The sequence below is a fragment of the Acinetobacter sp. WCHAc060025 genome (assembly GCF_004209355.1).
GTDB lineage: Bacteria > Pseudomonadota > Gammaproteobacteria > Pseudomonadales > Moraxellaceae > Acinetobacter > Acinetobacter wuhouensis.
The window spans coordinates 88831-100850 of sequence record NZ_SGSX01000011.1; the positions used below are offsets into that span (position 1 = coordinate 88831).

Consider the following 12020-nt stretch of genomic DNA (forward strand, 5'->3'; position numbering starts at 1 on the left):
AATGTTTTTTATATAAGAGATAAGAAAAGCCCTCAATGAATGAGGGCTTTTTTTGTTAACCGCAATAGTTTTTTGCGATTACTGTTGTTGACTCATTAAAAAGTGCAACGGAGATAAAATTTCAGACTTCAATGCAAAATTGATGATTGGGTCTGGGTAAATACCGATTAATAATACTAATGCAGCAGCGCCAAGAACCATGATACCACCCACTTTTTGTCCCCAATGGTCAACTGCGTCGATACGTGGGTTTTCTGGTGGAGTCATATACATCACGATCATGACACGTAAGTAATAGTACAAACCAATACCACTACCCGCAACAACCATTGCAGCAAGGAACCAATGTTGAGTTGTTACAGCAGCCATCACCACCATGAACTTACCAATGAAACCTGCTGTTAATGGAATACCTGCAAGAGATAACATCATCACAGTCAAAGTTGCAGTAAGAACAGGACGACGCCAGAACAAACCACGGTAATCCGCAAGTGATTCAGCTTCATCAACGTTGTTATATGGGCTAGACATCAACGCAACCGCACCAAAAGCACCGATTGTTGTCAATGTATAAGTCACCACATAAACGCTCACACTGCCAAGGCTTGCATAGGTCATGCTGATTAAAGCAATCAATAAATAACCGAAGTGTGCGATTGATGAATAACCCAAGATACGTTTTAAGTTCACTTGACGAACTGCAAGGAAGTTACCTACAAGGATCGAAAGTACTGCAATCACAGTCAAAATCGTAATCATTGAAGGAACTAAAATTGCACCCGAAGTAAGCAAATAACGAATCATTAAACCAATGGTTGCAACCTTAGCAACAGTTGCTAAGAAAGTCGCGATTGGCGCAGGCGCACCTTGGTAAACATCTGGTGTCCATTTGTGGAATGGAGCAAGAGACAATTTGAAACCAATGGCAAAGATGATCAGACCAAGTCCGATAATCACTGCCGCATGACCCGTTTGGATCGCTTGGAACAACCCTTGGAAAGATTCGTAGAATGTTAATGAACCAGTATAAGCATAGATATATGCCATACCCATCAATAACATTGCCGAAGCAGTCGCTGAAAGCACGAGATATTTAATACCCGCTTCCAAAGATTTTTCACGTTGATATGTATAAGCCAATAGACCGTAAACAGGAATCGACATTAACTCTAAGCTAATAAAGAACGATGCATAGTGAGCACTTGCCACCATTAACATCGCACCAGCAACTGAAGCCAACATCAAGATATAAAGTTCTTCACGGTTATCTTTATACGTTTCAATATACGCATGAGACAATGTAGAACATGCCAATGCTGCAATCAGAATTGTAAGCTGGTAAAACAATGTAAATGGATCAACCATAAACATATTCATGACATTTGATGGTGCAAAACTCCCACCAAACATCATGAATAAAATATCAATTGCAGCAAGGTTTAAACCCACCACCGATGCAGTCGCAATCAAATTATGATTACGCTTGATCGCGGTTAAAATCATCACTACAACAGCCGTTAAAGCAACAATAAATACTGGTGCTAAAGGCATGAGATCCGAAAATGATACAGTGGTATTCATGACTATTGGATCTCCACATTTTGTTGAGATACAACTTGTTGAACTGTATCTACAACATCTTGAACAGGGATATAGCTATTTGCAATCCACGCCATACTTGAGTTTGAAATATCAAGGAAGCTTTGTGGGTAAATACCCAACCAAACTAGGCCGAATGCACAAATCAATAAAATCACTGTTTCACGAACATTTAAATCTTTTAATGGACTTTGATAATGCTGTTTTTGCTCTTCATTTGGCGTACCAAATAATGCTTTATGGATCAAAATCAAACCATAAAGACCTGCAAAAACTAAACTAATCGCAGCAATGATAGTAAATGTAGGGAACTTAGCAAATGAACCCATAAGAATCAGGAATTCACCAATAAAGTTACCTAGACCAGGAATACCTACAAGTGCTGATACAAAGAACATTAAGAAGAATGGTAAATATTGGAATTGACCACGAATACCACCCATCAAACGTAAATCACGTGTATGTAAACGCTCATACACTTGACCACACATAATGAACAATGCAGCAGAAGATAAACCATGCGCTAACATCATGATCATTAAGCCTTGGAACGTTAAGATATTACCTGCATAAAGCGCGAGTAATACAAAGCCCATGTGCGAAATAGATGTATACGCAAGTAAACGCTTCATATCTGTTTGTTGGAAAGCACACCAAGCGCCGTAGAAAATACCAACTAAACCAAGAATAATTGCAATATCAGCAAATTGTGCAGACGCTGCTGGGAAGAACGGAATCACAAAACGTAATAAACCGTAAGCCGCAGTTTTAATCAAGATACCTGCCAAGTCTACAGAACCTGCTGTAGGTGCTTGCGCATGCGCATCTGGTAACCAACCATGTAATGGGAAAACTGGAAGTTTTACCGCAAAACCGATAAACAAACAGATCATCAATGCATAAGCAATGTGTGGTGCTTGTTGATCTAAAGTATTGGCAACAGCTAATAAATAGTTGTAATCAAAACCGATCATGCCTGTCATCATGTAACCGTAGACCACTAAGCCTAGGATACCGATGAGCATGATTAAACCAGCAACTTGCGTATAGATGAAGAACTTAGTCGCTGCGTAAACACGTGATTTACCATCTGCGCCTTTATGACCCCAAAGTGCGATCAAGAAGTAGATCGGAACCAGCATCATCTCCCAGAAGAAGAAGAACAAGAACATATCGATCGCAAGGAAAACACCGATTACACCACCCAAAGACCATAAAAGGTTTAAGTGGAAGAAACCGACATTCTTTTGAATTTCACCCCATGAACAGCCCACTGCAAGTACACCCAGTAATGCAGTCAAACCAACCATCAGAAGTGAAAGACCATCTACAGCTAAATGAATATTAATACCTAGGGTTTTAATCCATGGTAAATAAAATTCGGCAGCCCAAGCTGGGACTTTTTGTCCCAACTCATAGCTAAATCCACCTTGTTGCCACAAAATGAGAGTCAAGCCCAAAGTAACGAGCATACCCACAAGTGCGATATAACGAGGTAAATGTTGATCAAGTTTATCGACTAACCAACACGCAAAACCTGCAATAAAAGGTACAAGAATCAGTGCGGGTAAAATCCAATTGTTTGTGATTTCCATCTTATTTCCCCACTACCTGAATCACGATCAAGATCATCAGCAATACCACTACACCGAGTGACATACTTGATGCATATTCACGTAATGAACCTGTTTGACGGGTACTTGTAAATTTGTTACCACCTTTCACAATCGCAGGTAATACAAGCCACAAGCCATCAATTGGATCACGACCTAAAATTTTCGCAATCAATAAATAAGGTTGAACAAATACAATGTTGTATAAAGAATCAAAACCAAATGCATTACGGCAGATATTGGCAAGACCAGCGCCTAAAGTTGTTGCTGCGAATGCTTTAACTGATTTATAAGCAAAAGCAAATAACACAACACCAACAGCAAGACCAACAAGTGCAATACCCACTGCGGTATATTCAGCAGAATGCATACCGTGTGTTAAAGCTTCTGACACTTCAAATACAGGAATTTTTGCAGCAGTTAGTGCTTTTTCCACAGGTGCTTTTAGGAAATAAGCTAAACCTGTTGAAAGTACTGCAAGAATACCAAGAGGTAACCAGTAAGTTGCACCTTTGATTTCGTGATAAGGAGTTTTTTCTTCACCGAAGAATACAACCCAGATTAAACGGAATGTATAAATCGAAGTTAAGAATGCACCTGCTACACCGACCCAATACAACCAACCGAATGTTGCAATTGACTGACCTTGAACCCATACAGCACCCAAGATCGCATCTTTTGAGAAGAAACCAATGGTTGCAAATGGAATAGCAGCTAATGCACCACCACCGATCAAGAAACACGCAAATAAGAATTTATTTTTATGACGCAAACCACCCATTTTAAAGATGTTTTGTTCATGATGATACGCCAAGATCACCGCACCAGAAGACAAGAATAATAATGCCTTGAAGAATGCGTGAGAAAGCATATGGAATAGACCAGCCTGGTAAGCTTCAGCACCTACAGCCATAAACATATAACCGAGCTGACTCATGGTTGAGTAAGCAAGAATACGTTTGATGTCGGTTTGAACCAATGCAGCAAAACCAGCAACCAATAATGTTACAGCACCTGTAATCGAGATGAACTGCATCACTTCTGGTGTCATTTCAAACACAGAGAACATACGGCAGCACAAGTAAACACCTGCTGTTACCATTGTTGCAGCATGGATTAATGCTGATACTGGTGTAGGACCAGCCATCGCATCTGCCAACCATGTTTGTAATGGGATTTGTGCAGATTTACCCGCAGCACCCAAGAACAACATCAATGAAGTCCAAAGCGCTAGATTATGATCAAGTGCTAAAACTTGTGGTGCTGTTTCAACAATCGTACCAATATGTAAAGTACCAAATTGTTGATAAAGCAAGAACAATGCGATCAGTAAGAATACATCACCCACACGTGTTACAGTGAAAGCTTTGAGTGCAGCAAAACCATTTGCAGGATTTTGGTAGTAATAACCAATCAATAGATAAGAACACAGACCTACACCTTCCCAACCTAAGAATAACAACGCTAAGTTGTCACCCAATACAAGCACGAGCATGCTTGCAACGAATAAGTTGAAGTATGAGAAGAAACGTGCGAAGTCTTCTTCACCACGCATATACCACGTAGCGAAAATGTGAATCAAGAAACCCACACCTGTGATCATGCCCATCATTAACAATGATAAGCCGTCTAAATGTAAGCTCACACCTGGCGCAAAACCACCCACATTGAACCAAGTCCAAAGATGTTGAGTTTGTGCAACTGAACCAGTATTGACAAAGTCCATACCAGCAATCAATGCAAATAATGCAGAAAGACCAACTGAACCCGCGCCAATAATTGCTGCTACATTTTCAGGAAGTTTATTACGCCCTGCCGCTAAAAGGATAAAACCAATGAGCGGGAATAAAATCGTTAAATATAAATAACTCATCCGCGCATCTCACTAGCAGCATCTACATCCAAGTGATGGAAGCGATGATAGTACTGAAGGACGATCGCAAGACCGATACAAGCCTCTGCCGCAGCAAGAGTAAGGATCAAAATAAACATAATTTGACCATCAGGTTGTGCCCATGCACTTCCTGCCACAACGAATGCCAATGCTGCTGCATTCATCATGATCTCAAGGCTCATTAACATAAATAAAATATTGCGACGAACCATTACACCGTATAAACCCAGTGCAAAAAGGATGGTTGCAACGATTAAACCATGTTCTAAAGGAATGTTGCCCATTACTGTTTATCCTCTTCTGCACTTGGTACACGTTTGCCTAAGTGGTATGCCGCAACAAGTGCTGCAAGCAATAACATCGCGGCAACTTCAACCAATAATAAATAGTGGGTAAAGAGCGATTGACCAACAGCTTTTGGCCCAACAACTTGAGTACCAAGTACTGCGCCACCAGTCGTGTAGCTTGAACCCAACATCCACACTAAACATAAGCCCACGAGGAAGCTCATAAGTGCAGGATAAGCCCAAGCATCTGAAGTCAACCATTTGCGCTCTTGATCAACAGTATGTTGACCAAGATTCAGCATCATAACAACGAATACGAACAACACCATGATCGCACCCGCATAGACAATGATTTCAAGCGCTGCGGCAAATGGAGCACCAATCGTTAAGAACATCCCTGCAACAGCAAGTAAAGACACGATCAAACTTAATAATGCATGTACTGGATTCGCGTTGGTCACAACACGAACCGTAGATACGATGGCCACGAGAGCCATTAAATAAAATGGCCACATCATGGTAATAAACTCCGTACGTCAACAGGTGCGCTTTCACGTTGCGCTTGACCTTTTTCTTTACCGTCAATTGCCATACCAGTTACACGGTAGAAATTGTAGTCTGGGTATTTACCTGGACCAGAAATGAGTAAGTTTTCTTTCTCATAAACAAGATCTTGACGTACATATTCACCTAATTCGAAATCAGGTGTTAACTGGATTGCAGTTGTTGGACATGCTTCTTCACACATACCGCAGAAAATGCAGCGTGAGAAGTTGATGCGGAAAAATTCTGGATACCAACGTCCATCTTCTTTTTCAGCTTTCTGTAATGAGATACAGCCAACAGGACATGCAACAGCACATAAGTTACACGCAACACAGCGCTCTTCGCCATCTGGATCACGTGTTAATACGATACGACCACGATAGCGCGGAGGTACGATTTGTTCGGCTGGAACTTCAGGATATAAAATTGTGTCACGTTTACGTGTCGCATGGCTAAACACCATCCACAACGAACGCACAATAGTTCCTACGCCAGCTAGAATTTTATACATTTTGTACTCCCTGCTGTCCTAGGCTTGATTCATCAGAATCACAGCACCAGTCACCAAAAGGTTAACCAATGCAAGTGGTAAACACACTTTCCAACCAAAGTTCATCACTTGGTCATAACGCGGACGCATTAATGAACCACGAGCCAAGACGAACATCATTACAAAAAATGCTGTTTTGATAATGAACCAGAACGCATCTGGAATGAATGGAATGTTTAAATTAAATGGTGCTAACCAACCGCCAAAGAATAAAGTCACGATCAATGCAGAAATTAAGATGATGTTGACGTATTCAGCAACGAAGAACATCCCCCATTTCATACCACCGTATTCTACGTGGTAACCTTCAGCCAATTCTTGTTCAGCTTCTGGTTGGTCAAATGGATGACGATGCGTAACTGCAACACCAGCCACCACGAAGATCATGAAACCAATAAACTGTGGAATCACGAACCATACATCACGTTGTGCTTCTACGATTTCACGTAAGTTGAATGAGCCTGCAATTGCGACTACACCCATCAATGAAATACCCAAGAACACTTCATAAGAAATGGTTTGTGCAGCAGAACGTAAACCACCAAGTAATGCATATTTGTTATTCGATGCCCAACCACCAAATAACACAGCATAAACTGCGATCCCTGCCATTGCCATAAAGAACAATAAGCCAATGCTCATGTCTGCCACACCTAAGTAAGGTGAAACAGGAATAACCATGAACGAAAGCACTGCTGTTGCCATCGCAACACCTGGTGCTAAACGGAAAGTCAGTTTATCTACGAATTTTGGTGTCCAGTCTTCTTTGAACATGATTTTCAACATGTCGGCAACAATCTGGAACATACCGCCCGGACCTACACGATTCGGACCGTAACGGTCTTGCCATAAGCCCAGCAAACGACGTTCAATGAACGACATCAATGCTGCAAGCAAAACCACAACCAACAAGATCACAATGGCTTGAATCACGCTATACGCGATTGGCCAATCTTGTGCCCATGTCGGTAGGGCGCGTAAAGATTCATTCATGATTACACTCCTACCGCTACAGATACAGGTTCAGCGAGTGAAACTGTAGGCGCTTGACCTACTGGATAACCGATATAACCTGTAGGTAAATATTCAATCACTTGCACTGGCAAACTAATTGAAGTTTCGCCTGCTTTAATTGTGATGTTTTGACCATCTTGAACATTTAAGCGTGCAGCATCTTGCTCACCCACTGCAAAAGCAGCAGTTGGAATACGAGATTCCATCGCAGGTGTTTTCACAGTGAATTCACCAGAAGCAAAAATGTGATGCATTGGTACAAGACGGAAGCTGTCTGGGTTTGCCACAACTGCTGTTGGTGCAACATAGCTACGTGCAGGACGTTTTGCTAAACGATCAAATAAACGAACGCCTGAATCACCACCTTTTAAGTGACCGCCCACTTCGTCTTGGTATTTGTTCCAAGATTGTGGAGAGTTCCAACCTGGTGCCCATGCAAATGGTACCAATGCTGCAGGTGTTTGATTCCCTACATAACCTTCCATAGAGAATGTTAGTGCAGAATCTTTATCGATAGGTTGTTTAGGCTCATGTACGTTTAATGGCGCACGAATCGCGGTACGACCTGAATAACGACGTGGTTCACGCGCAATTTTTAAGCCATGAACACGGTAGCCCGCATCTGGTGCAACATCTTGAATCGCTTCAAGTACAGGTACATTTTTCACAACGCTTTCGATTACGTCATCAAGCAATGTCCATGAAATCGCTTTGCCTTTCACACCCGTTTCAATGGCATGTAACCAACGCCAAGATTCTTTAATCGCAAGTTCTGGTTTGTAGTAACTTGGGTCATAAACTTGGTAGAAACGTTGCGCACGACCTTCTTGAGAAACAACCGTACCATCGCCTTCAGCAAAGCTTGCAGCAGACAATACAACATTCGCAGCTTTTACAGTTTCAGTTTCTGAATGGTCAAGAACAATCACGCTTTGCGCTTTAGCAAAAGCTGCTTGTACTTGAGTTGCAGGTAAACGGCGGAACAAATCATTTTCAACCACAATGATTGAATCATAATCTTGTGCAAATGCTTGTTCTAAGCTTAGACCACCAAACAATGCCATACCCATTGAGTTCACTTCAGGAACAGTCAATGTCAAGCCAGCATTACCAAGGTTTTGTGCAACTTGTGCAGCCGCTTCCATGATTGCAGGATCTTGTAAACTTGTACCAGAGATAATCAACGGTTTTTTCGCAGCTTTCAAAGTATCGGCAATGGTTTGTGCAAATGCTTTCGCATCATCATCTAAACCCAGAATCGCTTCGCCTTTCACGCCCGCAGCAATTGCAAAACCTAAACGTGCAATATCGTTTGGAGATGCAACAACTTCACCCGCAGCAACATCGGCTAAACGAGTCTGAGTTGCAGCCAAGATGTAAATTGGAGAATTCTCATCTTGACCAATACGTTTAACTGGTTCAGCTAACCAATCTTGAGTACGACGGTCTGCAGCCATTTGTTTTGCTTTGTTTTTCGCAGCTTGACGAACAGACAATGCCATACGTGGTGCAGTTTGTGTTAAGTCTTCACCTAAGATTAACACAGCATCATAGCTTTCGATTTCACGCATACCAGGGTTATAAACACCTTCGGTTTGCATGATTGAAGCAGCCAATTCAACAAGATTTTGTTCTTTCTGAGAAAGACCTGTTGAATAGTTCTCTTGACCAACTAACTCACGTAGTGCGTAGTTAGATTCAAGTGATGCACGTGGCGAACCAATACCCAAGACTTTTTTGCCTTGAACATTTGCAATCACCGTATCCAATGCTGTATCGACTGAAACAGTTTCTACAGAAGCACCTTTACGGAATTGTGGCTGACGTGGACGATCTTCACGGTTCACATAACCTGTCCCGAAACGACCTTTATCGCAAAGGAAGTATTGGTTCACTTCACCATTGAAACGGTTTTCTACACGACGTAATTCACCATAACGCTCACCCGGAGAGATATTACAACCTGAAGAGCAGCCTTGGCATACGCTTGGCGCATACTGCATGTCCCATTTACGGTTATAACGTGCTGAGTGCGTTTTGTCCGTGAATACACCTGTTGGACATACTTCAGTCAAGTTACCCGAGAATTCAGACTCTAAAGTACCTGATTCTGGACGCCCGAAGTAAACACGTGATGCATTGGCATATACACCAAAATCTGTACCGCCCGCATAGTCGTTATAGTAACGAACACAACGATAACACGCGATACAACGGTTCATTTCATGTGCAATGAAAGAACCTAACTCTTGGTTATGATGTGTACGCTTGGTAAAACGATAGCGACGACGATCGTGTTGTGTCATCACAGTCATATCTTGTAAATGACAATGACCACCTTCTTCACAGACTGGACAGTCGTGTGGGTGGTTGGTCATTAAGAATTCCACGATAGATTCGCGGAAATCCTTTGCTTCTTTATCTTCAATCGAGATATAGGTATTGTCAGATGCAGGCGTCATACATGACATGACCAAACGACCACGAGTATCCTCAGGGTTCGCATATTGAGTCACAGCACATTGACGGCAAGAACCGACAGAACCTAAAGCTGGATGCCAACAAAAATATGGGATGTCGATGCCGAGACTCAAACATGCTTGTAGCAAGTTTTCCGAGCCATTGACTTCATACGATTTTCCATCGACATGAATTGTAGCCATAGTCGAATTCCTTAAACTTGTTCTACGTTGCTTGCTTGCGCTACAGGACGATCTGTCACTTTAGCTTCAAACTCGCTACGGAAATATTTGAGCGCACCCATCAATGGTTCCATCGCACCCGGTGCATGAGCACAGAATGTTTTACCAATCCACAACTTACGAGTAAGCTCTTGAAGATGTTGAATGTCTTCCATCTTCCCTTCGCCATTCTCAATTGCTTTTAGTGCTTTTACAGCCCAAGGTAAACCATCACGGCATGGTGTACAGAATCCACATGATTCACGTGCAAAGAATTCTTCTAAGTTACGGGTAGCAGAAACCATACATTGGGTTTCGTCCACAACCATAAGCAAACATGTACCTAAACGTGAACCTGCTTTCATGATGCTTTCAGCATCCATCGGCAAATCAATATGTTCAGCTGCAAGGAAGTCTGTAGATGCACCACCTGGTAACCAAGCTTTTAGTTTTAAACCATCACGCATACCGCCTGCGTAGTCTTCGATGACTTCACGTGCAGTTGTACCGAATGGTAATTCCCAAAGACCAGGGAATTTAACTTTACCTGATGCGCCAAAAATCTTGGTACCTGGATCTTTCGATTTGCCTTGAGATAAACCAACATACCACTCAGCACCACGTAACATGATTGCTGGTAAGTTGTTATAGGTTTCTACGTTATTGACAATCGTAGGACGACCCCATGCACCTGCAACTTGCGGGAATGGTGGTTTAGTACGTGGATTTGCACGACGACCTTCGAGCGAGTTAATCAATGCAGTTTCTTCACCACAGATATAACGACCCGCGCCAGTATGGACGTGTAAATCAAAGCTCCATCCTGAATCAAGGATGTTATCGCCCAAATAACCTTTGGCACGAATTTGCTCTAAAGCTTCATTTAAGTAGCCAGCAGCTTCAATGTATTCACCACGAATGAAGATATAGCCTTGTGTAGCTTCAAGGGTATAACCTGCAATCAACATCCCTTCGATCAATTGATGTGGAAGTTTCTCCATCAACAAACGGTCTTTGAATGTACCAGGTTCCATTTCATCGGCATTACAGATGAGGTAGCGAGGACCACCATCATTTGGTGCCATCAATGACCATTTAATCCCTGCTGGGAAACCGGCACCACCACGACCTTTTACAGTCGCTGCTTTGATTACATCTAACACTTCAGCAGGTTTCATGCCCAATGCTTTTTTAAAGCCAGCATAACCTTCAAGTGCTTCGTAATCGTCCGCGCTGCGAACGAATTCCTGTTTACTCAAACGCCATGTGAGTGGGTGAGTTTCAGGATTTCCTTCGCCATAAATTGGTTTTGGTTCGGTATTCATACATACTTCTCCAATAACTGTTTCACAGAAGTCACTTCAACCAAACCGTGAGTATCTTCATCAATCATCAGGGTTGGACCTTTGTCACAATTCCCTAAACAGCAGATCGGCAATAAAGTAAAACGACCATCAGCTGTCGTTTGACCAAATTGAATACCCAATTCACGTTGGAAAGCTTCCGCTAAAGTTTCCGCACCCATCAAGAAGCAAGCAATCGAATCACATAATAAAATCACGTGACGACCCACAGGCTGACGGTAAATACGGTTATAGAAAGTTGCAACACCTTCCAAATCCGCAGTTGTAATTGTCAATAATTGAGCAATTGCATGTAACTGCGCATCATCCACCCAACCATTACGGCGTTGTACGCATTTCAAGGCATCCAAAGATGCTGCGCGTGGGTATGGATAATGACCAATGTGATGTTCAATTTCATGGATTTCTTCAGCAGTTAAAATCCCTTCAACATTCACACGTGGCTTTTTATCAGTCAAAATCATCATAATGC

10 protein-coding genes are annotated in these 12020 nt (G+C 42.1%); all 10 read right to left on the reverse strand.

Going from position 1 to position 12020, the window contains the following annotated elements; translation table 11 throughout:
* Window positions 1-78: 78 nt before the first annotated feature.
* The 10 genes from nuoN to nuoE are packed head-to-tail and all read right to left on the reverse strand — an operon-like array spanning window position 79 to window position 12015.
* Window positions 79-1581, reverse strand: coding sequence for an NADH-quinone oxidoreductase subunit NuoN (gene nuoN, locus EXE09_RS10845; RefSeq protein ID WP_130117286.1), 1503 nt, complete (start codon window positions 1579-1581; stop codon window positions 79-81).
* 2 nt (window positions 1582-1583) lie between these two features.
* On the reverse strand, window positions 1584-3188 hold the full coding sequence (gene nuoM / locus EXE09_RS10850; protein ID WP_171422394.1) for an NADH-quinone oxidoreductase subunit M: 1605 nt from the start codon (window positions 3186-3188) through the stop codon (window positions 1584-1586).
* A gap of 7 nt (window positions 3189-3195) precedes the next feature.
* A complete protein-coding gene (gene nuoL, locus EXE09_RS10855) occupies window positions 3196-5085 on the reverse strand; it encodes an NADH-quinone oxidoreductase subunit L (protein WP_068974050.1) in 1890 nt (629 codons plus the stop codon).
* Entirely contained in the window at window positions 5082-5390 is a 309-nt protein-coding gene (gene nuoK, locus EXE09_RS10860) for an NADH-quinone oxidoreductase subunit NuoK (protein ID WP_068974051.1), read from the reverse strand. The genes nuoL and nuoK overlap by 4 nt, the downstream gene beginning before the upstream one ends.
* A complete protein-coding gene (nuoJ, locus tag EXE09_RS10865; RefSeq protein ID WP_171405010.1) occupies window positions 5390-5908 on the reverse strand; it encodes an NADH-quinone oxidoreductase subunit J in 519 nt (172 codons plus the stop codon). The genes nuoK and nuoJ overlap by 1 nt, the downstream gene beginning before the upstream one ends.
* Entirely contained in the window at window positions 5908-6450 is a 543-nt protein-coding gene (gene nuoI, locus EXE09_RS10870; RefSeq protein ID WP_068974053.1) for an NADH-quinone oxidoreductase subunit NuoI, read from the reverse strand. Before nuoI ends, nuoJ begins: the two co-directional genes overlap by 1 nt.
* Before the next feature lie 18 nt (window positions 6451-6468).
* On the reverse strand, window positions 6469-7482 hold the full coding sequence (nuoH, locus tag EXE09_RS10875) for an NADH-quinone oxidoreductase subunit NuoH (protein ID WP_068974054.1): 1014 nt from the start codon (window positions 7480-7482) through the stop codon (window positions 6469-6471).
* Between the two features lie 2 nt (window positions 7483-7484).
* Complete coding sequence (gene nuoG, locus EXE09_RS10880) at window positions 7485-10166, reverse strand: NADH-quinone oxidoreductase subunit NuoG (protein WP_130117287.1); 2682 nt, start codon at window positions 10164-10166, stop codon at window positions 7485-7487.
* 11 nt (window positions 10167-10177) lie between these two features.
* Complete coding sequence (gene nuoF, locus EXE09_RS10885) at window positions 10178-11509, reverse strand: NADH-quinone oxidoreductase subunit NuoF (protein WP_068974056.1); 1332 nt, start codon at window positions 11507-11509, stop codon at window positions 10178-10180.
* Entirely contained in the window at window positions 11506-12015 is a 510-nt protein-coding gene (gene nuoE / locus EXE09_RS10890) for an NADH-quinone oxidoreductase subunit NuoE (protein WP_068974057.1), read from the reverse strand. The genes nuoF and nuoE overlap by 4 nt, the downstream gene beginning before the upstream one ends.
* Window positions 12016-12020 lie beyond the last annotated feature (5 nt).

What these genes read in the sequence shown, in the direction of transcription:
- nuoN (WP_130117286.1), bottom strand. Translation starts at nt 1,581, where the DNA reads ATGAATACCACTGTATCATTTTCGGATCTCATGCCTTTAGCACCAGTA.
- nuoL (WP_068974050.1), bottom strand. Translation starts at nt 5,085, where the DNA reads ATGAGTTATTTATATTTAACGATTTTATTCCCGCTCATTGGTTTTATC.
- nuoK (WP_068974051.1), bottom strand. Translation starts at nt 5,390, where the DNA reads ATGGGCAACATTCCTTTAGAACATGGTTTAATCGTTGCAACCATCCTT.
- nuoJ (WP_171405010.1), bottom strand. Translation starts at nt 5,908, where the DNA reads ATGTGGCCATTTTATTTAATGGCTCTCGTGGCCATCGTATCTACGGTT.
- nuoI (WP_068974053.1), bottom strand. Translation starts at nt 6,450, where the DNA reads ATGTATAAAATTCTAGCTGGCGTAGGAACTATTGTGCGTTCGTTGTGG.
- nuoH (WP_068974054.1), bottom strand. Translation starts at nt 7,482, where the DNA reads ATGAATGAATCTTTACGCGCCCTACCGACATGGGCACAAGATTGGCCA.
- nuoG (WP_130117287.1), bottom strand. Translation starts at nt 10,166, where the DNA reads ATGGCTACAATTCATGTCGATGGAAAATCGTATGAAGTCAATGGCTCG.
- nuoF (WP_068974056.1), bottom strand. Translation starts at nt 11,509, where the DNA reads ATGAATACCGAACCAAAACCAATTTATGGCGAAGGAAATCCTGAAACT.
- nuoE (WP_068974057.1), bottom strand. Translation starts at nt 12,015, where the DNA reads ATGATGATTTTGACTGATAAAAAGCCACGTGTGAATGTTGAAGGGATT.